This is a genomic window from Candidatus Omnitrophota bacterium (assembly GCA_026387175.1).
Taxonomy (GTDB): Bacteria; Omnitrophota; Gorgyraeia; order 2-01-FULL-45-10; family 2-01-FULL-45-10; genus CAIMPC01.
Window position 1 is genome coordinate 1 of the sequence record JAPLME010000008.1, and the last position, 22,650, is coordinate 22,650.

Annotated in this window: 17 protein-coding genes and 2 tRNA genes; 18 read left to right on the forward strand and 1 reads right to left on the reverse strand. The window is 47.7% G+C overall.

Annotated features, from left to right (window positions below; translation table 11 throughout):
• The 12 genes from NTY76_04385 to holA all read left to right on the forward strand — a co-directional run.
• Positions 1 to 1,189, forward strand: a 1,189-nt coding sequence (locus tag NTY76_04385; GenBank protein MCX5678328.1) for a hypothetical protein, incomplete at its 5' end; no start/stop codon positions are given.
• 73 nt (positions 1,190 to 1,262) lie between these two features.
• Positions 1,263 to 3,746, forward strand: coding sequence for a hypothetical protein (locus NTY76_04390; protein MCX5678329.1), 2,484 nt, complete (start codon positions 1,263 to 1,265; stop codon positions 3,744 to 3,746).
• 89 nt (positions 3,747 to 3,835) lie between these two features.
• Positions 3,836 to 3,909 (forward strand) — tRNA-Ala (locus tag NTY76_04395).
• An 86-nt stretch (positions 3,910 to 3,995) separates the two neighbouring features.
• A tRNA-Leu gene (locus tag NTY76_04400) sits at positions 3,996 to 4,082 on the forward strand.
• A 7-nt stretch (positions 4,083 to 4,089) separates the two neighbouring features.
• Complete coding sequence (locus NTY76_04405) at positions 4,090 to 4,935, forward strand: deoxyribonuclease IV (GenBank protein MCX5678330.1); 846 nt, start codon at positions 4,090 to 4,092, stop codon at positions 4,933 to 4,935.
• Positions 4,935 to 7,409 (forward strand): leucine--tRNA ligase, encoded by a 2,475-nt coding sequence (gene leuS / locus NTY76_04410; GenBank protein MCX5678331.1) that lies wholly within the window; start codon positions 4,935 to 4,937, stop codon positions 7,407 to 7,409. Before NTY76_04405 ends, leuS begins: the two co-directional genes overlap by 1 nt.
• A gap of 27 nt (positions 7,410 to 7,436) precedes the next feature.
• On the forward strand, positions 7,437 to 7,802 hold the full coding sequence (locus NTY76_04415) for a ComEA family DNA-binding protein (GenBank protein ID MCX5678332.1): 366 nt from the start codon (positions 7,437 to 7,439) through the stop codon (positions 7,800 to 7,802).
• 9 nt (positions 7,803 to 7,811) lie between these two features.
• Positions 7,812 to 10,238 carry a DNA internalization-related competence protein ComEC/Rec2 gene (locus NTY76_04420; protein ID MCX5678333.1) on the forward strand — a complete coding sequence of 809 codons (2,427 nt, stop codon included), beginning with the start codon at positions 7,812 to 7,814 and terminating at the stop codon, positions 10,236 to 10,238.
• A gap of 89 nt (positions 10,239 to 10,327) precedes the next feature.
• The gene (locus NTY76_04425) at positions 10,328 to 10,732 is read left to right on the forward strand and encodes a PilZ domain-containing protein (GenBank protein MCX5678334.1); all 405 of its coding nucleotides are present in this window, start codon (positions 10,328 to 10,330) and stop codon (positions 10,730 to 10,732) included.
• A 59-nt stretch (positions 10,733 to 10,791) separates the two neighbouring features.
• The gene (locus NTY76_04430) at positions 10,792 to 12,240 is read left to right on the forward strand and encodes a tetratricopeptide repeat protein (protein MCX5678335.1); all 1,449 of its coding nucleotides are present in this window, start codon (positions 10,792 to 10,794) and stop codon (positions 12,238 to 12,240) included.
• Positions 12,233 to 12,772 (forward strand): LPS assembly lipoprotein LptE, encoded by a 540-nt coding sequence (lptE, locus tag NTY76_04435; protein MCX5678336.1) that lies wholly within the window; start codon positions 12,233 to 12,235, stop codon positions 12,770 to 12,772. The genes NTY76_04430 and lptE overlap by 8 nt, the downstream gene beginning before the upstream one ends.
• Complete coding sequence (gene holA / locus NTY76_04440) at positions 12,766 to 13,725, forward strand: DNA polymerase III subunit delta (protein ID MCX5678337.1); 960 nt, start codon at positions 12,766 to 12,768, stop codon at positions 13,723 to 13,725. The genes lptE and holA overlap by 7 nt, the downstream gene beginning before the upstream one ends.
• Here holA and rpsT read toward each other — a convergent pair.
• Positions 13,711 to 13,980, reverse strand: a complete 270-nt coding sequence (gene rpsT, locus NTY76_04445) for a 30S ribosomal protein S20 (GenBank protein MCX5678338.1) — start codon at positions 13,978 to 13,980, stop codon at positions 13,711 to 13,713. The genes holA and rpsT overlap by 15 nt on opposite strands.
• An 89-nt stretch (positions 13,981 to 14,069) precedes the next feature.
• Here rpsT and murJ point away from each other — a divergent pair, with 89 nt between their 5' ends.
• The 6 genes from murJ (at position 14,070) to lnt (ending at position 22,537) form a co-directional block, all read left to right on the forward strand.
• Positions 14,070 to 15,608, forward strand: a complete 1,539-nt coding sequence (gene murJ / locus NTY76_04450; protein MCX5678339.1) for a murein biosynthesis integral membrane protein MurJ — start codon at positions 14,070 to 14,072, stop codon at positions 15,606 to 15,608.
• On the forward strand, positions 15,587 to 16,843 hold the full coding sequence (locus NTY76_04455) for an excinuclease ABC subunit UvrC (protein ID MCX5678340.1): 1,257 nt from the start codon (positions 15,587 to 15,589) through the stop codon (positions 16,841 to 16,843). The genes murJ and NTY76_04455 overlap by 22 nt, the downstream gene beginning before the upstream one ends.
• On the forward strand, positions 16,840 to 17,118 hold the full coding sequence (locus NTY76_04460; protein MCX5678341.1) for an MGMT family protein: 279 nt from the start codon (positions 16,840 to 16,842) through the stop codon (positions 17,116 to 17,118). Before NTY76_04455 ends, NTY76_04460 begins: the two co-directional genes overlap by 4 nt.
• Positions 17,119 to 17,144: 26 nt before the next feature.
• Positions 17,145 to 18,240, forward strand: a protein-coding gene (gene prfB, locus NTY76_04465) for a peptide chain release factor 2 (GenBank protein MCX5678342.1) whose coding sequence is annotated in 2 segments (ribosomal slippage) — positions 17,145 to 17,210 and positions 17,212 to 18,240 — 1,095 coding nt in all. Because the reading frame shifts where the segments join, the coding sequence is not laid out codon by codon here.
• 8 nt (positions 18,241 to 18,248) lie between these two features.
• Positions 18,249 to 20,999 (forward strand): preprotein translocase subunit SecA, encoded by a 2,751-nt coding sequence (gene secA / locus NTY76_04470; GenBank protein MCX5678343.1) that lies wholly within the window; start codon positions 18,249 to 18,251, stop codon positions 20,997 to 20,999.
• Positions 20,984 to 22,537 carry an apolipoprotein N-acyltransferase gene (gene lnt, locus NTY76_04475; protein MCX5678344.1) on the forward strand — a complete coding sequence of 518 codons (1,554 nt, stop codon included), beginning with the start codon at positions 20,984 to 20,986 and terminating at the stop codon, positions 22,535 to 22,537. Before secA ends, lnt begins: the two co-directional genes overlap by 16 nt.
• Positions 22,538 to 22,650 lie beyond the last annotated feature (113 nt).

Sequence of the window (22,650 nt, forward strand, 5' to 3'; positions counted from 1 at the left end):
AGGCACCGAGGGTACCGTAAAACTTGAACTCACCGATTCCCTTGGCAATAAGAGCGACATATATTTAACAGGCGTATCATCCACCGCCATGCAGTACTACGCCGTGAACGTCTCATCTATCCTGGGTAACGCGAATCTCGCTCAAGTTAAGAACGTCACAGTGGTGGTCGAGGGCGATAACAAGATAGGTAACTTGGCCATAGACTACATGAAAAACTCGTCCACCATACCGCCTGATCCGACGAAGTCTCTCATAAACGTCAATATCCCGGCCACCGACATATTCGTCCCATCGCCCATGATGATAAATCCCTCATCGGCCACAGGAACGATGGTAAGGACGGACCACGGCATGGCTATAACAGGATATAACACCTCCAGTGGAGTAAACGGCGGCTGGATAGGCTCTGACTTAAATTACACTCTAGCCCAGAACCTCTCGGGGACTACAATAGTTATGGGAGTCCAGGGAACAGAAGGTACCCTCCGCTTTGAGATCACCGACGCGTCTGGTAACAAGAGCTCCATATATTTAACAGGCGTCTCGTCTTCCAGCATGCAGTACTATTCGATTGACTTATCGAAGCTCTCAGGTAATGCCAACCTCTCAAGCGTAAAGGACATCGCGGTAATAGTCGAAGGCGACAATAAGACAGGGAACATAGCCATAAACTACACCCCTAAGACCATCACCACAGCCAATGACCCCACTAAGACCGGCGGTGACGTGAATATCCCCATTAACTCTCTCACAGACCCGGCTCCCGGTGTATTTAAGCCCACAGCCGTAATAGGAACTCTCACGCTCACCACCTACGGATTCGCGATAAATAACTACGATACAAAATCCGGCGTTAACGGCGGCTGGATAGGGGCTAACCTAGGTTACGCCACCTCAACCGATTTAACAGGTAAGACCCTTATAATAGGAGTGAAAGGCACCGAGGGTACCGTAAAACTTGAACTCACCGATTCCCTTGGCAATAAGAGCGACATATATTTAACAGGCGTATCATCCACCGCCATGCAGTACTACGCCGTGAACGTCTCATCTATCCTGGGTAACGCGAATCTCGCCACTGGCAGATGTAAATCTTCCGTCTCAAAGTCTTTATTCCCCCGGAATCACAAGATTCCCTGGTACCAACAACGTGACTGCAAACGTCGACGTTACGCAATATGGCCTTAAGCTTACTTACGATACAAATCCAGCTGTAGGCGAGATTGGAAGATTTACATCACCGACAAATATCGGTCTATCTATGACGCAGTGGCTGCTTATAGCAAAAGGTGATCTGGTTGTTACGGGCGTTAGTCAGCAAGATGCATTTGCCATGCTTGCAAAATCCATCACCGCGCTTAAAGATCTTCCTGCAGATCAGAAATGGAACGGTTTTTACTATTGGTATAATTTTGTTAATGGTGTGCCGCAAAAAGATCCTAATGCAGCCGTGCATGTTATCTCTCAGGCTGATAACGGTAATCTTGCAGCCTCGCTTGCTGCGGTTATAGGAGCGTACAAGGCTCAAGCTGACGCGAGCGCGGATCCCGCGGATCCAATAAAACTACTTGTGGATAACGCGCAGACCATACTTAACGGAATGGATTGGACCAAACTTACCGATACGACTGTAAATAAGATGTATCTTGCATTGAACATAGATTCCAGTAATGTCGCTACTCCTCAAGGATTTCCGGATGGAACGCCTTATTATGCGGATAATATATTCGACGAATTAAGGCTTGGGGTCATATTCGGTATAGTTCAAGATGGCATAAACCAGGCTATATGGACAAATCTCGAGAAGAAGAATACTACGGTTACGGTAGGGGGTGGAGCGAGTGTAGATACGTTGAAGTCTGGCAGCGGTTCCATGTTCCAGCCGTTCTTGCCGAGCATATTCTTCAAAGAGGCGGCCTGGTCGAGCGCCAATGGATCATTAAGCGGCTTTGGGGTTGCCTTAAGGAACTTCGCTATTGTCCAGGACTATTTCGCAAAGACCAATGGATTATCATCATTATTATCTGCTTCTATGAATCCGTATACGGCGGACGGATATGCAGCGTTCGGTGTCGCTGCTCTCGCGGCCTTCGCGCCGCCGCAGAATGTCAGCGCGCCTTATGCTTCAGCGCTTGCGTACCTTACAGACCCCTCAATGGCTATGAGCTGGCTAGGCGCTTTGAGCGGCGTTACCGGGATCGATACGCCGTTTGGTTTCAAAGACGCCATCGCTATTAACGGCAGCACAAGTAATCGTAAGCTGGCGTTGGACGATGGGATGATCGTATTGGCATTGCAGGGCGATACGGTTGGAAATTATGTTGAAAATTATTTTGCCAGTATCAATAAGTTGGATACCGTAAAAGGCCTTTATCAAAATGCCTTAAGCTTAAGCGGTCAATCGGTTGTTACGCCGCCAGCGTTGACCGCTGAGCAGGAGGCTCTGCGTAAGGCCCTACAGGCTAAGCACTTCCTGGCGTTTAAAGATATAGTTGATACTGCCACCGGATGGGTTTGCGACTATTTTAACATTCAGAGCGGCTGGTCGGCTGGAGGCATTGTCTATGATCAGCCTGTTAACTTAGGCGGTACGCAAAATATAATAGTAGGCGTAAAGGGCAACAGCCATAGGGTGAAAGTTGAGTTTAAAGACAGCTTGAATAATGCCGTCTCAGTCTATCTTGAAGGCGTCGACCCGAATCAGGAAAGGATATTTGCGATACCCACGTCCTTACTCCAGAGCATAGATCTTACTAAAGTCAAATATGTGACATTCGTTGTAGAGGCGGAGAACGCTACAGGTACGTTGTGGATCAGCAGAACGCCGAACCCTCTGTGGATATCACCTTCAACAACCCTGACAAGCCAGGATATCAATATTCCCGGACAGGGAGTGGATTATCCAGCCATCAATTCTCTGATTAACGTTACTACGGCGGAAGCCACTGAAAGAGGAATGAAAGTGGTGTACAATATTCCCGTCGGCGGCGTATGGGCCGGTGCGGGGTTTGCGTATAATGTGGCGGGAGTCGCGGCCTCCAGAGACTTAAGCGGCCTGACGAATCTGGTGTTTGGATTACAGGGCACACCGCAAAGGGTCAAGCTCGAAGTCAAGGATTCCGCTGGCAATTCAGTTTCCGTATATCTGGGCGGCATAGATCTTAACAATGAAAAGATCTGGTCTATCCCGACGTCGGATCTCACCGGCATAGACTTGACAAAAGTCGCTTATATGTATTTTATAGTCGAAGGCGATAACCAGAGCGGCACGTTATTTGTAAACAGGGTAAAAGCTACTCAGTGGATAGCTCCAGCTCCGATAGTTCCTGCTCCTCCGGCGCCGAACCTGCCTACGACAGGCAGGAATGTTTATGGTGTGGCCGATCCTGCGGCGACGGCATCGGTCAGTACGACCTCGACGGGCTTTACATTGACTTATAACACAATGCAGACGACTTGGGCCGCCGCGTCAATTAATTACACTTCGACAATAAATATGAGCAGCATCGATGCTCTGGCATTTAAAATAAAGGGCACTCACACAAGGATCAAATTTGAGATAATAGATAGCAGCGGTGTAAAATTTTCCCTGTATCTTACGGGCATAAGCGACGTTACAGAGCAGACATGGGTGGTCAACAAATCTCTAATAACCGGCATAGATTGGACCAAGATTACAATGCTTAACTTTGTTATTGAAGGCGTAGGTCAGGTGGGCACCCTGGATGTAACAGCTAATCAGTAATTCCTGGGTTGCGCTTGCGGAGATTCGTTTCACGAATCTCCGTTTCTCTATACATTCCGTATAATATCTGATATAATTGTAAAATTCATGGGGCTGTGGTGAAGAGGGATCACATCACAATGGCATTGTGAGGTCACGAGTTCGATTCTCGTCAGCTCCACCATACTCGTGCAGTTTAAGGAAAACCTAAATCGGTTTTCCTTAATGTTCCTTTCCCTTATGTTGAAGCAATGAAAGAAGCTTGCGAGCGCCGAGGTGCTGGAACTGGCATACAGGCCGGTCTCAAAAACCGGTGTCCTCACGGGCATGAGGGTTCAACTCCCTCCCTCGGCACCAATAAACTATGCGCATAGGATTACATGTATCGATTGCCGGGAAGATCTACGAGTCGCTTGAACGCGCGAAGGCTCTTGGCTGTAATACTATGCAGATTTTCAGCCGGAACCCGCGCGGGTGGCAGACTGGGAAGCTCGTCTCTTCAGATATTGTGCAGTTTAAGCGGCTAAAAAAAGAATTTGATATAAATCCGGTAGTGGTTCATATCCCTTACCTGATCAATCTCGCGTCTCCCGACGCCGGACTTTATAGAAAATCGATAGACGCCTATATTGAAGATCTCGGGCGCTCAGATGAGCTTGGCGCGGAATATTTCGTTACTCATCTTGGAAGCCATGTGGGAAGCGGAGAGACGGATGGCATTAAAAGGTTCGCGAAGGCCTTGAATGAAATAATGAATAAGGCGAAACCAAAGACGAAGGTGCTCCTTGAGAATACCGCGGGTTCAGGATCGATCATAGGCTATAAGTTCGAACAGATCAAAAGCATAATAGATGGCCTGGATGAAACCGAAAATATAGGCGTATGTTTGGATACCGCGCATACCTTTGAATCCGGTTATGATATTAAGACCAGGGCAGGCCTCGAATCCACGTTGAAAGCGTTTGATAAGCTTGTCGGTCTTCAGCGCATTAAAGTAGTGCATTTTAATGACAGTCTTTCCGGGCTTGGTTCGCATGTTGACAGACACCAGCATATCGGAAAAGGCAATATAGGTCTCGAGGGCCTGAAGCGCATAATAAATCATCCTAAACTTAAGGGCGCCGCGTTTATAATGGAAACCCCTAAAAATACGGATAGAGACGATAAGATGAACATGCGTTCGGCAAAAAAGATGATCAAGGACAGATGATGGACGAGAAACTATTTCCTTTTGATACGATAGAGCCGAAGTGGCAGCGGTTCTGGCGCCAGAAGAGGCTATTCAATGTAGATACCAATGATGCCGCGAACAAATATTATTGCCTGATGATGTTCCCATATCCGTCGGCGGCGCTTCATGTCGGCCATGGTCGCAACTATATCATAGGCGACGCGGTCGCGCGCTATAAGATGATGCGCGGTTTCAATGTGCTGACGCCGATGGGATTCGACGCGTTCGGCCTTCCGGCCGAGAACGCCGCCATAAAAGGCGGCATCCATCCCGAGACCTCCACCCTAAATAATATCAATACCATGAAAACCCAGTTTAACCGCTGGGGCGTCGAATACGATTGGGATAGGGAAGTCATCTCGTGCCTTCCGTCATACTACAAGTGGACACAGTGGATATTTCTGAAACTATACGAGAAGGGATTGGCCTATAAGAAGAAGGCTTTTGTCAATTGGTGCCCATCCTGCAAGACGGTGCTTGCGAACGAACAGGTCGTAGAGAACGCCTGCGAGCGCTGTTCCACGGAAGTGACACAGAAAGATCTGGAGCAATGGTTCTTTAAGATCACGGAGTACGCGGACCGGCTGTTGAACGATATCGATAAACTGACCGATTGGCCGGAGCGCGTGAAGGTCATGCAGCGCAACTGGATCGGCAGGAGCCGCGGCGTGGAGATAGATTTCAAAATGGAGGGATCCGGCGGGACCCTCAGGTGCTTCACGACCAGAGTCGACACCATATACGGCGCTACGTTTATGGCCATAGCTCCGGAGCATCCGATGGCCCTTGGTTTAATAAAAGGCGCTAAGGATGAGGCAAGACTATCGAAAGAGATACAGAAGATGCGCGATGTCTCCAGGATCGACCGCTCCGACGCGAAAATCGAAAAAGAGGGCGTATTTACCGGCCGATATGTCATAAACCCGGTGAACGGCAATAAGATGCCTGTCTATGTGGCAAATTATATCCTGATGGAATACGGGTCGGGCGCTATCATGGCGGTCCCTGCCCATGACCAGAGGGATTTCGATTTCGCGAAGAAATATCAACTTCCGATAACTATCGTTATAGATAATCCTGAAAACCCATTGAACGCGGGAACCATGAAAGAAGCATATACGGACGAAGGCGCTATGACTAACTCCGGACAGTTTAATGATATGCCTTCGCCTTCGGCCATAGAAAAGATAGCCGATTATTTCGAAAAGAACGGGTATGGAAAGCACTCGACGCAGTATAAGCTTCGCGACTGGCTTATCTCGCGCCAGAGATACTGGGGCGCCCCGATCCCGATAGTCTACTGCGGCAAATGCGGCACCGTTCCTGTGCCGGATAAAGATCTTCCGGTCTTACTGCCCCATGATGTGGAGTTCAGACCGACCGGCGAGTCGCCGCTCAGGGCGTCTAAGGAATTCGTGAATACCAGATGCCCGGCTTGCGGCGGCGCTGCCTCGCGCGAGACCGACACGATGGATACATTTGTCGATTCGAGCTGGTATTATCTACGCTATATAACGCCCCGGACGGATGATAAGCCGTTCGATACGGCCATCGTAAATAAATGGCTTCCGGTCGATCAGTACATCGGCGGGGTGGAGCACGCGATACTGCACCTTCTCTATTCCAGGTTCATAACGAAATTCCTGCACGATATCGGCCGCGTCGGGTTTGACGAACCGTTTAAGAACCTCTTCACGCAGGGGATGATCACGAAGAACGGCGTGAAGATGTCGAAATCTAAAGGTAATACCGTTTCGCCGGACGACCTGATCAACGAATACGGCGCGGACACGGTAAGGCTCTACACGCTATTCATAGGGCCCCCGGAAAAGGACGCCGAGTGGTCCGATAGGGGAGTCGAGGGCGCTTTCAGGTTCCTGGGAAGGGTTTGGCGGCTGACCGAGAAAGTGCGCACCTCTAAGGCGAAGGCCCCCGCGGGAGCGGGATTGTCGCAGGAAGAGACGAATTTACGGCGCAAGATCCATCTGACAATAAAGAAGGTGACCGACGACCTTGACGGCGGTTTTCATTTCAATACGGCGATAAGCTCTATAATGGAGCTGGTGAATGAGTCATACGATCTTATCGGCAAGGCCGAGGACGCCGGCAGTTCCATTGTTTTGCACGAAGCCGCAGAAAGCGTTATTGTGCTCCTGGCGCCGTTCGTTCCGCATATCGCCGAAGAGATGTGGCAGCTCATAGGGAAGAAGAACAGCATATTCCGTTCGCCCTGGCCCGCGTTCGACAAAGATGCGATAGTGGAAAATGTTATCACCATGCCTGTCCAGATAAACGGAAAGCTCCGGTCTACGATAGAGGCTCCAGTTGATATAAAAGAAGAGGCGTTAAAAGAACTTGCGCTCGCCGATCCTAAAGTCAGTAAATGGATATCCAGAAAAGTTGTTAAAAAATTTATAATTGTCCCTAAGAAACTCGTTAACATAGTAATATGACCGCCTAAGAGATATCCGGCATTCGATATGTTCAACCTGGAAAGACTGGAAAAGAAGTTAATAATATTTTTACTGGCCGCTCTTCTGGTCGGCACAGGTGTAATAATTTATAGAAGATCGTCTCCCGTAGGAAACTTACGCATAGAATCTCACCAAGCTTCGCCGGTCTCATCCGGCAAAGATATCTCCGAAAGCAGTAAAAAGATCAATATCAACAAGGCCTCTGTCGAGGAATTGACGGGCCTGAAAGGCGTAGGTCCGGTCCTGGCGGGCCGTATAGCGGAATACCGGCTGAAGAACGGGTTATTCGTTTCTACAGAAGACCTGAAGAAGGTGCCGGGCATAGGAGATAAGCTTTTTTCAAAGATAAAAGACGATGTTTCTTTAGAGTGAGGGCCGTAGATGAAACGCCCGATCCTTTACCTCCTGGTACCGTTCGCTCTCGGCATAGTTTCCTCGGCTCTTTTCAAGGCCTCCCCGGCCTATACCTTTTCCCTGACTGCGCTCTTCCTGCTGGTTTCGATATTATCCATTAAAAAGAACCTGCTTTCGCACACAGCGTTATATATAGCCGTATTTTTATTCGGTATCCTCTATTACCAGAATTCCATCATACTTCCGGGCGATCATATATCGAGATTCGCATCGGATACTCCTGTAAAGGTGTCTTTGCAGGGCGTTATCTCGGATGACCCCATAGTCAGCTTTACATCCTATCATAAAAGCAAAACTAGTTTTGTATTAAACGTGGATTCTGTGAAAGAAGGCGGTTCCTGGCGCGAATCGAGGGGACTCATCGATGTGGGTCTGTATGCCCGCGTTAAAGAACCGCTTCATTTCGGCCAGAAAATAATAATTGAAGGGATAATATCAAAACCCGTCGGGTTGAAAAATCCCGGGCTATTTGACTACACAAAATATTTAGCGATAAAAGATATATACGCTCGATTCAGAGTTAAAGAGGGAGATGCCGTAGAAATAGTAAGCGATCGTATTTCAAACCCCGTTAAGGCCGTGGCTTACCGCTTACGAAATTGGATGCGAACGGTTATGGATAAGCACTTCGAAGCTCCGTATAGCGGTTTTATCAAAGCTATAATGATAGGAGACAGGACCGATCTGAGATACAGCTTGAATAACGATTTCATAAAGACGGGGACGATCCACGCAATTGCCATAAGCGGGCTTAATGTCGGCCTGATCGCCGCGATCTTCCTGGGTGCGCTGGCGCTTTTCAGGCTGCCGAAGAAGATAAGCCTGGTCCTGGTTGCTTGCATAATGATTCTGTACACATTTATAGCCGGTTCAAGCCCGCCCATAGTAAGGGCGGTTATAATATTTATAGTATTTGTAGCCGGATATCTGATAGACAGGGAATCGGAGATGCTGAATTCTCTGGCATTTACCGCATTTATAATGCTTTTAGCGAGTCCTAAAGAGCTCTTTGACCCAAGTTTTCAATTATCATTCATATCGATTGCCAGCATGATAATATTCATGCCAAAAATAAACAGTTTCCTTGGGATAGATATGATCAAGCGTAATTCATTTTGGGGTAAATCCAGATTATACATATTGAGCGCTGTCTCAGTCTCCATCGCCGCGTGGCTCGGTACATGGCCGATCGTAGCCTTTTATTTTAACATCATATCTCCGGTGGCTTTGATTGCGAACCTCGTTGTGGTTCCGGCATTATTCTTATTGACCGCGGCCTCTTTTATATTTTTACTTGCGGACATCCTTTCCGAATTTTTAGCGGGGATTGTAGCCCATGGAATAAGCGCGTTTTGCGGAACTATTTTTACGGTAAACCATTTCCTCGCAGGCTTCCCGTTTGCCTATATACGCGTCGCCGCTCCGTCTCCGGAGTTTATGATTATTTATTATGCCGCGATATCTCTGATCGTCATGCCTCCCAGGGTCGAGTTTGGAAAACTCAAGCTTCGAAGGGCCGGGATGCTCATACTGATGTTGCTATTTTTTAACGGACTGGTATGGTCGGATGCCTTGGCGATAAAAGACGGGCTCTTAAAAATCACTTTTCTGGATGTAGGGCAGGGGGACTCAGCTCTCGTAGAGCTTCCCGGAGGGGAAAATGTGCTGATTGACGCCGGTTCGGGCGGCGATGAAGAGAGTTTCGATGCTGCCAGGTCAGTGGTGGCGCCGTACTTATGGAATAAAAAGATAAATAAGCTTGACGCTGTGATCGTGACACATTTTCACGAAGACCACCTTGGCGGAATTATATATATACTAGAGAACTTTAAAGTCGATCGCGTTATGGATAGTGGCGCCTCCTGTGAAAAAAGCGTGATATTTGACAAATATCAGCGCGCAGTCAAAACTAAAAAAATACGTCACGAAATAATGAGAGAGGGCGATGCTATTAATTTTAACGGCGGAACGATCTTTGTGCTTAACCCCGAGAAAAATAAGGAGATCGCCGACTGTAATGAAAATTCCCTGGTCCTGAAAATTCATTATAGAACTTTCGACGCGCTTTTTTGCGGCGACGCCAGCGGCTATGCTCTCGAAAGGATGACGGATAAATATGGAAATTTTTTGGGATCGGATATTATCAAGATACCGCATCATGGTGGGAATGTAGGAAGCGAGGCCGCTGTAAAAAACTTTTTTGACGCCTCCGGCGCTAAAATCGCGGTTATCAGCGTCGCTAAAATGAATAAATATAGGGCGCCGTCACAGAAGACATTAAAAGCTTTAACTGATTCAAATCCAATTATTTATAAAACTAAAGATAATGGTACTGTCATAGTGTCGGTGAATAAAGAGTCGTATGATGCGAAACCGTACCTGGAGGATAACTAGCTTTTTTCTACCTAACCTTGACAATATACATAAAATATGGTAGAGTAATATCGTAGTTAACAATCATAATGTTTCGCAGCATAGGAGAAATGGATAATAGAGTGGAGAATTTTGCAAACATAGAAGATAAGAGACGTTATAAGAGAGTAGACTCCAACGTTCCAATAAGGTATAAAAATCTCCGTGTAGCGACGGAGCTTCCCGCGGGCGCTACTTCAGTAAATTTAAGCGAAGGCGGAGTCTGTTTTCATACGAATAAATTTATATCATTGGCCTGCCGTCTGGTTGTAGAGATCTCTATACCTACCACATTGAAACCGATCAAGGCAATTTCCAAGGTCGCATGGATCAGAAGGATACCATCGACCGACCAGTATGAACTTGGAAATCAATTCCTGGAAATTAATAGAGAAGATAAGACCAATATCCTCAATTTTGTAAACCAGAGCCTGAGCTCTGCCAGCGTAAACCCTGACCTTCCCAAAACGATATAATCCTTTCATCACTTTCTTTTGACTACTCCGATAGCTGCATGGTATAATCCTACCTAATTATGAAAAGATTTATACCTATTATAATAATAGTGAACCTGCTGCTCTTACTCGTGTTACCATACACGGCCCGGGCTTATTGGGTCTGGACCCCCGAAACGAAAAAGTTTATAAATCCCAAGTACGCTGTTAAGGACACCCCAAAAGAACAATACGACTGGGCGATGGACTTTTATAACGCTAAAGACTATAAAAGGGCCGCTACAGAATTCGAGAAGCTTGTGAAGAACTATGAATATTCCGAGTATGCCGCTGAAGCTCAGTATTATGCCGGCCTGTCTTATGATAGCCAGGGTAAATATTATATAGCTTTTCAGAGCTACCAGAAAGCGATAGACAATTTTCCCCACGTAAGCAATATAGATGAGATAATATCCAGAGAATTCAATATAGGCAATATCTACGCGTCGAAAAAGAACCCCAAGGTGTTGGGCGCGGAGATAATGACGTCTTACGACAGAGCCGTCGAGATATATAAGAAAGTTGTCGAGAACGCGCCGTTCGGAAAACTTGCCGATGAGGCGCAGTTCAAAATGGCAGCGACCATGAAGGATGCCGGCAGGTATGATGAGGCCACGATCGCTTTCCAGAAGATACTCGATGATTACCCCTCTTCTAAGCTATATGAGCAGGCAAGATATGAGATGGCTAATAGCGCATATAAGGCATCTCTTTCGCCGGCATATGACGCCGCCCCGACCGATAAGGCCCTGAAAGCTTTCGAGGAATTTGCAGGTACCACTGCCGATGAGAAATTAACCAAAGAGGCGCATACGACCATAAAGCGCCTTAAGAACAAGGCGGCGGAAAAGTCATTCATGACCGCGGAGTTTTACGAGAAGCAGAAACATTATGTAAGCGCTATAATATATTATCAGGATGTGATCGACAGGTATCCAGACAGTATTTCCGCGGAAATAGCGGTTACAAGGATAAGGGATCTTAAGAGCGGCAACTATTCGCATAAGCCCGCGGCGGAGTTTGAGGCCGGAAAGAAGGGCTGGACTCCATGGTTCGGTAAAAGCGAAAAGAAAGTTAAGAAGATCGCGCCCCAGAAGACCGCGCCGGCCGCCATAGCGGCTCCCGCTGTTGTTACGGCACCAGCTGCCGCAGTAGCTCCTGTCGAATCAGCTCCTGTTACAGCTGCGCCTGTTGAAACGGCCCCTGCCGCTGTGTCACCTATCGCAGCGCCTTCTGAGGCAGCTACGCCGCCCGCTGTTGTGGCGGCGCCTGTTGGGACCGCTCCTGTTGTGGCTGCACCGGCGTCTGTTGCAGAGAAACCGGCAGAAGTTGTTAAGCCCCCGGCTAAGAAGAGATGGTGGGCTTACGGCCTCAACATCGATAAAAAGACTGAAAGCAAAACCGAAAAGTCCGATAAAAATAAGACTAAAAAAGGATGGGCGCCGCTCAATTTTGATAAGAAAACGGAAGGGACAAAAAAAGATGAATAAATGCCTTATGACGCTATCTTTAATATCGCTATTGGCCGTTTCCGGATGCGGGTACACGACGGCATCTTTACTGCCTCCCGAGTTTAAGACAATATGCGTGGAAAATGTCAAAAACAGTATCAATGTCGCCGCCGAACAGAGCGAGCTCAGAATGTACAGAGGCTACAGGCCCGGCATGGAGACCGATATAACAAAGGCTGTGATAGACAGGTTTCTGTTTGATGGGAACCTTAAGATAGCTCCCGAAGAGAAAGCAAACCTTGTATTGAAGAGCGAGTTGGTCGACTATAAGCGGGATTCCCTGCGTTATGACGCGAATGACAACGTGGAAGAATATAGAATAAAGCTTATAGTTAATATGCAGCTTGAAGATGCTTTAAACGGTAAGGTTCTCTGGACAGAGAAGGGGTTCGCCGGAGAAACCACATACCGCCTCTCAGGCAGTGGCTCGAAAAGCGAGGCCGCGGCGATAAATGATGCAATAGATGATCTTGCAAAGCGTATAGTAGAGAGAACTATTGAGGCATGGTAACTCCGCAAGTCTCGGTCTTTTTATTTATCGGAGACGATAAATACCTGAAAGAAGAAGCCTTAAAAGACCTGAGGTCGTCCCTCCAGGGAAAATCCCAATACCAATATGACCAAATAACATTCTATGGCGGTGAGCTTGAAGCGGGAGAGGTTTTCAGCCAGCTTAATACCGTGCCGCTTTTATCCGATAAGCGGCTCATCGTTATAAAGGATATAGAGAAGGCGCCTGATGAGTTCAGGAATAGTCTTATAGATTACATAAAAAAACCTTCAAAGTCCGCATATCTTATCCTGGAAGCTAAGAATGATTCCGTATTAAAAGATTATGATGAAGCCATTAAGCGGATCAGTGTCCGGTATCTTGGAATGCCTACGGGTTCTATGCTCATATCCTGGATGAAGAGCTATGTCGGCGAAAAAGGCAAAACGATAGACAATGGCGCCTCTGCCATATTAAAAGAACTCGAGGGTAATGATCTGTCTTATCTTTCGCAGGAACTGGACAAATTAGTTACATTTATAGGCTCGAGGAAAGAGATAAGCTCGGATGACGTGGAAGAGCTTGTCGGCAAAAGCCTGGTCATCTCCGCATTCGACATAACCGATGCGATAGGCCGAAGGAATATAACCGATGCCATAAAGATAAGTTCGAATTTGACCTCTAACGGCAAGAAAGAATATGAGATAATAGGTATCCTCTCCTGGCACCTTAAGAGGATGTTAAAAGCCAAGACCTTAAAAGAAAGGGGCGAAAATGACTATACTATTGCCTCTATTTTAAGGATCGGCCGGAGATTTCAGGATGAGTTTTTCAGGCAGCTTGCCGGATTTAATATGGGAAAGATAAGATCGAATATAGAGCTTCTGCTGCGGGCAGATCTGGATATAAAAAGATCCAAATTTAGCCCCGGAACGGTCCTGGAACTCGCTCTTATAAGGTTATGCCTTCTTTAGAGATGAGAATTTCTTCATAAGGCGGGTTATCTTTCTGGATGCGGTATTACTCTTTAAAACCCCTTTTGACGCGGCCTTATCTATTTTAGAAACAACCGTATTAAGCGCTTTTTTGGCTTCATCCGGTTTTTTGTCTGCTACGAGCTTTTCGAAGCCCTTGACAAGGGTCCTTATTTCGGTCTTTGTGGATATGTTCTTGAAATGCCTGAGTTTGGCTTTCCTGAGCTCTTTATACGCGGTTCTTTCGATTGGCACTTTTCGACTCCTTAGATTTGAAATATCTTTTATCAACTGAATTAAATCGTGTAATTATAACATTTAGGGTATTTGAGGTCAACCTTTTTATGAGTAATAAAAGTATGATGCGTTCGACAGGCGTTATCGGCTTCGCGACGGCCCTGAGCAGGGTGTTGGGCTTTATAAGGGACATTGTATTCGCGAATTTTTTCGGCACGAGCATGATCGCCCAGGCTTTTGTAGTAGCGTTCAGGATCCCGAATACGCTTAGAGACCTTGTCGGCGAAGGGGCGATGAATTCGGCCATAGTGCCCGTCCTTTCCGAGTATAAGGCCCTGGGAGATGAAAAAGAGTTCGTTCGCGCATCGAGGGTCCTATTCAATATATCGCTGGCAACCCTTTCGGTATTGACCGTTCTGGGTATAATATTCTCACCTGTTATTGTCCGGGTCATGGCGCCCGGTTTTATGGCCGATCCCGAGAAATTTCAGATGACGGTCATGTTAAACCGCATGATGTTCCCGTATCTTATTGTAATAGGGCTCACAGCGTACTCGATGGGAATATTGAATTCGCTTAAGCATTTTGCCGCGCCGGCATTCGGGCCGTGCCTGATGAACCTGTTACTGATCGTCTCGACAGTATGGCTATATCCGAGGATAGGCGTGATGGGCCTTGCCATAGGAGTGCTGGCCGGGGGAGCTGTTCAACTGGCATTGAATATGCCGTTCATGTATGGACACGGGATCAGCATAAGGTTAAAAGACGGGTTCAGGCATCCGGCCGTGAAGAGGATAGGGAAATTGCTGATGCCCCGCGCGCTCGGTTCCGCCGTATATCAGATAAATATATTCGTCGATACGATACTTGCTTCTCTCTCTTCAGTGGTCGGAGCAGGCGGTGTCGCGGCATTATATTACGCGAACAGGCTCATACAATTTCCGCTGGCCATATTCGGGCTTGCGCTTGCTCAAGCCGCGCTTCCTAAGATGAGCAGGGAATTCGCTTCGAACGATATAGAGCAGATGAAGGGGACTCTTTCGTTTTCTCTTCGGACAGTTTTCTTAATAATGACGCCCGCGAGTTTTGCTCTGGCCGTGCTTGGGCTGCCCATAATAAGGATACTATTTCAGAGGGGCGCGTTTACGGCCTATTCCACCTCCATAACCGAAAGCGCCCTCTTCTTTTACTCATTCGGATTATTATCATACGGCGGCATAAAGTTATTGGTTACTGCTTTCTATTCGATGCATGATACCAGAACCCCTGTAAAAACCGCCTTTGCGGCCGTGCTTATAAATATAACCTTTAGTCTGATATTGATGTGGCCCATGAAGCTGGGAGGATTAGCGCTAGCCACGAGCATAAGCGCAAGCTTCAACTTCATAACGCTCTACATTTTACTCAGGAATAAACTGGGTGACTTCGGTACTAAAGCCATAATCGATTCGTTCTTAAGAGTATTGGCCGCCAGCCTTGTTATGACGGCGGTCTTAAAAGCATTATCGATAATGCTGGCGCATTTAGGCCCTGTTGGTCTTTGTGTCACGATAGCGTCTGGTATGATCTCATTTCTCGCGGTCGGGTATATTATCGGCGTGAAAGAGATAAGAGGTTTTTCTACATGGATATCAGAGAGAAGGTAAGGGGGCTCCCCGTATCGCCGGGAGTATATATAATGAAGGACTCGTCCGGCAGTGTCCTTTATGTGGGGAAAGCGATAAATTTAAGGAAGAGAGCCTCTAGCTATTTTTATCCGCATCGTGCGCTTGCCGAAAGGACCAGGGTTATGGCCGGCAAGGTGGCGGATATAGCGTATATCGGAACATCGACGGAGGCAGAGGCGCTCATATATGAAAATAGCCTTATCAAACAGCTTGCGCCTAAGTACAACGTCGCGCTGAAAGATGATAAGAGCTACCCGAGGCTGAAACTTACCATGAACGAAGAATTTCCCCGTTTATTAATTACGCGCAAGAAGGCCGATGACGAAGCGCTCTATTACGGCCCTTATACAAGCGCGAAGCTTCTTAGGGAAGCGCTCGTAATGCTTCGCAGGATGTTTCCGCTCCGTACATGTGTCAGGATGCCCAAGAGTGTCTGTCTGAATTATCATATTAAGCAGTGTCCGGGCCCGTGCGCGAAGAAAGTGGACTGGAAGAGTTACATGGATACGGTTGCGGAACTTAAGTTATTCCTTGAAGGAGACAGGTCAGCCCTTATAAAACATCTGGCTGGGAAGATGATGGAGGCCTCAAAAAGAGAGGACTATGAAGAGGCGGGCCGGTTAAAAGCCAGGATAGAGGCCCTGAGCTCGATCAAAGAGAAAGCGATAAGCTATCTGCCTCGCGAGGAGGTTGAAGAGCTAAGGGACATGCTCGGCATAAAGGGATCGATCGAGATCATAGAGGCATTTGACGTGTCGAATATAATGGGTGAGGCCGCTGTAGGGTCTATGGTCTATTTTTATAAAGGCAGGCCCAGGAAGAGCGAGTATAGAAGGTTCAAGATAAAAAATGTGACGGGAGTGGATGATTATTCGATGATGCGCGAGATCGTAAGGCGGCGCTACTCTCGGTTGCTTAATGAAAACAAGAGATTGCCCGATCTTATCCTGATAGACGGCGGCAAGGGCCACCTGGCTGCTGCGTCAGTAGAATTGACGAGGTTGGGGCTCTCGGATATACCGATAATCGGTCTGGCGAAAGAATTTGAGCATATATATTCGAAAGAGAGGCCCGACCCGATAATACTGCCGAGAGATTCCAAGGCGCTGCACCTATTGGAGCGCATACGCAATGAGGCCCATCGCTTTGCTATCACATACCATAAGCATGTTCGCTCACGGAAGATATTACCGGGATTTAGGAGGCATAGATGATAAGCGATTTTGAACGCAAAGTGTACAGAGCGACCCTTGATATTCCAAAAGGCGAAACCCGTTCGTATAAATGGATTGCCGCACGAATAGGAAAACCCCGCTCGTCAAGGGCGGTTGGTAACGCCCTCAATAAGAATCCGTATTCTGGAATCGTGCCGTGCCATAGGGTGGTGAGGTCGGACCATTCCATAGGCGGGTTCGCTAAAGGCCCTGCTCTGAAGCGTAAGATGCTGGAGCGTGAAGGCGTTGACTTGAGCCTGTTTAAGCTGTTATAATCATCGAAAAGGAGATTTGCGCCCAAATGATAGAAGAGTTGAAAGAAGCCATCAAGACGATCGAAGAGAAGCTGAATAACCTAAGAGGTTATCTTTGACGTCGACCTTAAAGATAAGAGGATAAAAGAGCTCGAGGCCGAGATATCCGGCTCCGATTTTTGGAATGATGAGGCGCATGCCAAAGAAGTTATTAAGAATTTAAAGGACTTCAAATCTACAGCCGATCCCTTCCTTAAGATAGCAAATGAATTCAAAGACATAAAGGAGATCGTAAGCATCGCCGGGCCGGACGACCAGGAGTCTTTAAAACATTTCAGGGACGAGTTGACGAAGCTCTCCGGGAAGCTCGACCGCCTTGAGTTTAACAGCTGGCTTTCTGAGGATGCGGACAGAAATAATGCCATACTCAGCATAAATGCCGGAGCCGGCGGAACGGAATCCTGCGATTGGGCAGAGATGCTCCTCAGGATGTATTATAAATGGGCTGAAGGAAAGGGTTACACGATAGATACGATAGATCAGATGCAGGGCGAAGAGGCGGGGATAAAGAGCGTAACCGTTATGATAAAAGGGGATTATGCTTTCGGCCTTTTGAAGTCGGAATCAGGTGTCCACCGCCTTGTCAGGATATCGCCGTTCGATTCGAACAAACGGCGGCATACCTCGTTCGCATCGGTCGACGTAATTCCGGAGATATCGGACGATATCCAGATAGATATAAAAGAGCCGGATCTTAAAATAGACACATACAGGGCCGGCGGCAAGGGCGGACAGCATGTAAACAAAACAGACTCTGCGGTCCGTATCACGCACATACCCAGCGGTATCGTTGTCCAATGCCAGAATGAAAGATCGCAGTTTAAAAATAAGCAGGTCTCCATGAAGATACTGAAGGCGAAATTATACGAAAGGGAGAGGCAGAAGAAAGTGAAGAAGATCGAGAGCGCCTACGAGGCAAAGAAGGAGATAGCGTGGGGAAGCCAGATACGGTCTTATGTGCTGCATCCTTATTCGATGGTTAAGGACCATAGGACGGATTGCGAGACGGGTAACGCGCAGGCCGTCTTGGACGGGAAGATAGATAATTTCATAGAAGCATACCTTAAGATGACGAAAAATTAGAGGCGAAAATGGTAAATTTTATATTGAAGAAGATAATCGGCACACAGAACGAGAGAGCGCTGAAGGACGTCAGGCCGGTCGTCGAACAGATAAACTCGCTGGAGAGCGCGGTCTCGGGATTATCCGATACTGATCTCCGCAATAAGACGGCCGAGTTTAAGATAAAGATAGCGGAGAAGTATAAAGACTTGAGAGAAGAGCTCGAGGAGATTGACGCCGCTTACAAGGCGGCGACATCACCGGGTGAGAAGGAGAAATTCAGGCGTAAGTACAGAGATGTTAAGAATGGCATATTCGAAGAGGTGCTACCCGAGGCCTTTGCGGTCGTGCGCGAGGCATCTAAAAGGACCGTCAAGATGCGCCATTTTGATGTGCAGCTGATGGGAGGCTTGGTCCTGCATCGGGGGAAGATTGCCGAAATGGCCACAGGAGAGGGAAAGACGCTTGTCGCGACGCTGCCTGTCTATCTGAACGCGCTTACGGGCGAAGGAGTGCATGTAGTCACGGTGAATGATTATCTGGCCAAGAGAGACCGTAACTGGATGGGGCCGATTTATGAATTTCTGGGCTTGAGCGTAGGGACCATACAGCATGATATGGACCAGCGTTCAAGAAAAGAGGCCTATGCCTGCGATGTGACATATGGAACGAACAACGAGTTCGGTTTCGATTATCTCAGGGATAATATGGTCATACATAAAGACGACATGGTTCAGCGCCCTTTAAATTACGCGATAGTGGACGAGGTTGATTCTATACTCATAGATGAATCAAGGACTCCGCTCATCATATCGGGGCCGGCCGAAGAATCCACCGATAAGTATTATATAATCAACAAGATAGTGCCGAAATTGAAAGGCAAGACGATAACCGACAAGGAAGAGATCGAGGCAAAACATAAAGGGCTCGATATAGAGAAGGGCATAGATTATGTGGTGAACGAAAAGAACCATACGGTCAACCTTACCGAAGAGGGAGTGGTCCGCTGCCAGGATCTGATCGGCGTCAAGAACCTATATGAGGATATCCAGTCCGAGTGGGAACACCACATAAGGCAGGCCATAAGGGCGCATGCGCTTTATGAGAAAGACGTCGATTATGTCGTGAAAGACGGCGAAGTTATGATCGTCGACGAGTTTACCGGGCGCCTTATGCCGGGGAGGAGATGGTCCGACGGCCTGCATCAGGCTGTTGAGGCTAAGGAGAACGTGAAGATAGAGAGGGAGAACCAGACCCTCGCCACGATAACATTTCAAAATTATTTCAGGATGTACAAGAAGCTTGCCGGTATGACCGGTACTGCGGAGACCGAGGCCGTCGAGTTCGGAAGGATATACGGCCTTGACGTAGTGGTGATGCCGACCAACAGGCCGATGAAAAGGGCCAATCATCCCGATGTCATATATAAAACGGAGCGGGAGAAATTTAACGCGGTTTGCAATGAGATAGCCCAGCTTCATCAGGCCGGAAGGCCGGTCCTGGTCGGAACCATTTCGATCGAGAAGTCGGAGCACTTGAGCGGCTTGTTGAAGCGGATGAGCGTGCCGCACCATGTGCTGAACGCGAAGTACCATGAGATGGAAGCCGAGATAATCGCGAAGGCCGGACAGAAATACAGCGTAACGATCGCGACCAACATGGCGGGCCGCGGCACGGATATTGTGCTGGGCGAATCGGTCGCGAACCTCGGCGGCCTTCATGTGCTCGGCACGGAACGGCACGAGGCTCGGCGCATCGATAATCAGCTGCGCGGCCGATCAGGCAGACAGGGCGATCCGGGCTCGAGCCGGTTCTACCTCTCATTGGAAGATGATCTTATGAGGATATTCGGCTCGGACAAGATAAAGGCGGTCATGGAGAGGATGGGGATGGAAGAGGGACAGGATATCCAGCATCCTTTCATAACGAAGGCCATTGAGACCGCCCAGAAGCGGGTCGAATCGCATAACTTTGAAATACGAAAACATCTTCTCGAATACGATAATGTGATGAATAAGCAGAGAGAGGTAATTTACGATGAGCGCCGCAAGGTGCTTTTCGGCGATGACCTTAAAGAATATATATACGAGATAATGGAAGAGGTCCTGGATGGCGCGCTCGAGACATATGTAAATGAGAAGATGAGCGCCGATAACTGGGATTTTGAGGGATTTAGGCAATATCTGGATTCAAGATTCGCGCTTAAGACAGGAGGCCTGAATCTCGAAGAGATGAGAGTCCCGGAGATACGGGATGTTTTGCTGGAAAAGTTAAGAGCCTCTTACGAAGAGAAGGAGAAGGAGCTCGGTCCGGAGATGGCCAGATACCTCGAAAGGATGATATTGCTTCAAGTGGTCGATACGAGATGGAAGGACCATCTCTACGCCATGGATGCTTTGAGGGAAGGTATAGGCTTAAGGGCTTACGGCCAGCGAGATCCTTTGATAGAGTATCAGCATGAAGGCTACAATATGTTCATGGACATGATAAATCGTATTAAGGAAGAGGTGGTCGAATATCTTTTCAAAGTAAAAGCCGTAAAGGAAACAAAGAAGGAGTCTTCGGTGTTTGACTTCTCGAAACAGCAGCTTATGCATGAAGAGAAGACTCAGTTCGCTGATTCACTGGCACAAGCTGATCCCGAAGCCGCCGCGAACTATTCAGGGCAGTTGCCGGAACAACACACCGTCCCTTTCAAGAGAGAAGAGCCTAAGGTCGGCAGAAACGATCCGTGCCCGTGCGGGAGCGGAAAGAAATACAAAAAATGCTGCGGAAGATAGGAATGCGGATATTTCTTGCCACACTCTCTTCGACCCTGCTTATAATATCATTCCCTGATTACAATTTATGGTTATTTGCCTGGGCGGCCCTTGTGCCGCTATTCTTCGCTGTCGAAGGGCAAAAGCCGTTAAGGGCATTCGCGGCGGCCTATTTTACCGGGGTGTTGTTTTTCTTCGGGACCGTATATTGGCTGATACATGTAACTCTCCCCGGGATGGTAGCGGCCATTTTATACCTGGCTGTCTACTTTGGCATATTCGGGCTTATTATTTCGCCGGCCGTTTCCTGTCCATCGCACCTATCGTTATTTGTGATCCCTTCTGTATGGACGGCGCTTGAATATTTCAGATCGCATGTCTTTAGCGGCTTCGGATGGAATCTTCTGGCCCACTCTCAAAGTCACAATCTTCCGATGATACAGATAGCGGATACCGTGGGCAGTTACGGCGTAAGCTTTCTTATAGTCCTGGTTAACACCGCCATATTCTTCACTATTAAAGACATGCGGAAGAGGAAGTACTCGACGCTTTATCCAGTTATTGCCCTTGCATTCGTATTTCTTGCCGCCGGATACGGTGTATTGAGGTTAAATAATATCTTTACGGGCCAGCGGCTTAAGGTCGCCGTGGTGCAGGGTAACATAGCTCAGGATGAAAAATGGGATTCCGCGTTCCGGCAGTCGATAATAGATAAGTACGAGGCGCTGACCGCGGCCGCGGCAAAAAATTCTCCCGATCTTATCGTATGGCCCGAGTCATCGGTTCCTGGTTTTCTTGAGACAGAAGAAGACCTGTTTCAGCGGGTTACGGGAGCGGCAAGAAGTGCACATGCCGCCCTGCTGGTCGGAGAGCCAAGACAGGGATCCGGCGGCGAAGATGTCTATTACAACAGCGCCACGCTATTCGATAAAGACGGAAAGTTGTTGGACAGTTATGATAAGATCCATCTCGTTCCTTTTGGTGAGTTCATTCCGGCTAAGAATATATTTTCATTTGTAGAAAAATTCACAAAGGCGACCATAGGGGATTTCTCGCCCGGCAAAGAATATACGGTCTTTAAATTTATCGTGCAGCGGAACCTGAAGACCGACGATTATAATTGGAAGCTCGTAAAGAAGGTGAAGTTCGCCGCCCTGATATGTTTTGAGGATATATTTCCTGAGATTTCCAGACAGTTTGTGAAGAACGGCGCCAACTTTCTTGTAAATATCACCAATGACGCCTGGTTCGGGAATTCGTGCGCGCCGAATCAGCACGTTCAAAGTTCCGTATTCAGGGCCGTGGAGAACAGGGTCAACGTTGTAAGGGCCGCCAACACTGGAGTCTCCTGCTTCATAGACCAGAAGGGCAGGATCACCGGCTCGGTGAGTTCTGAAGGCAAGAGTACATTTGTCGATGGCTTTAAAGTTGATGATATTGTCCTCACTAATACAAGGACGTTTTATACGATTTACGGTGACCTATTTGCATATCTATGTATATTGGTTGCTGCTCTGTATCTATTTTCCCTCGCTGTGCCTCAAATCAAAAAACTGTAACGGCCCAGCCACCAGAATTACCCCCGTCGTTATTGCGATCCCGCCCGCAGTTTTCCTATAGGCGGGAGAAGCAATCTCAACAATGTTAGGCAGAAAAAAGATAGCTATCTTTC

Coding starts and splice junctions, on each gene's coding strand:
- NTY76_04390 (MCX5678329.1), top strand. CDS start 1,263: ATGACGCAGTGGCTGCTTATAGCAAAAGGTGATCTGGTTGTTACGGGC.
- NTY76_04405 (MCX5678330.1), top strand. CDS start 4,090: ATGCGCATAGGATTACATGTATCGATTGCCGGGAAGATCTACGAGTCG.
- leuS (MCX5678331.1), top strand. CDS start 4,935: ATGGACGAGAAACTATTTCCTTTTGATACGATAGAGCCGAAGTGGCAG.
- NTY76_04415 (MCX5678332.1), top strand. CDS start 7,437: ATGTTCAACCTGGAAAGACTGGAAAAGAAGTTAATAATATTTTTACTG.
- NTY76_04420 (MCX5678333.1), top strand. CDS start 7,812: ATGAAACGCCCGATCCTTTACCTCCTGGTACCGTTCGCTCTCGGCATA.
- NTY76_04425 (MCX5678334.1), top strand. CDS start 10,328: ATGGATAATAGAGTGGAGAATTTTGCAAACATAGAAGATAAGAGACGT.
- NTY76_04430 (MCX5678335.1), top strand. CDS start 10,792: ATGAAAAGATTTATACCTATTATAATAATAGTGAACCTGCTGCTCTTA.
- lptE (MCX5678336.1), top strand. CDS start 12,233: ATGAATAAATGCCTTATGACGCTATCTTTAATATCGCTATTGGCCGTT.
- holA (MCX5678337.1), top strand. CDS start 12,766: ATGGTAACTCCGCAAGTCTCGGTCTTTTTATTTATCGGAGACGATAAA.
- murJ (MCX5678339.1), top strand. CDS start 14,070: ATGAGTAATAAAAGTATGATGCGTTCGACAGGCGTTATCGGCTTCGCG.
- NTY76_04455 (MCX5678340.1), top strand. CDS start 15,587: ATGGATATCAGAGAGAAGGTAAGGGGGCTCCCCGTATCGCCGGGAGTA.
- NTY76_04460 (MCX5678341.1), top strand. CDS start 16,840: ATGATAAGCGATTTTGAACGCAAAGTGTACAGAGCGACCCTTGATATT.
- secA (MCX5678343.1), top strand. CDS start 18,249: ATGGTAAATTTTATATTGAAGAAGATAATCGGCACACAGAACGAGAGA.
- lnt (MCX5678344.1), top strand. CDS start 20,984: ATGCTGCGGAAGATAGGAATGCGGATATTTCTTGCCACACTCTCTTCG.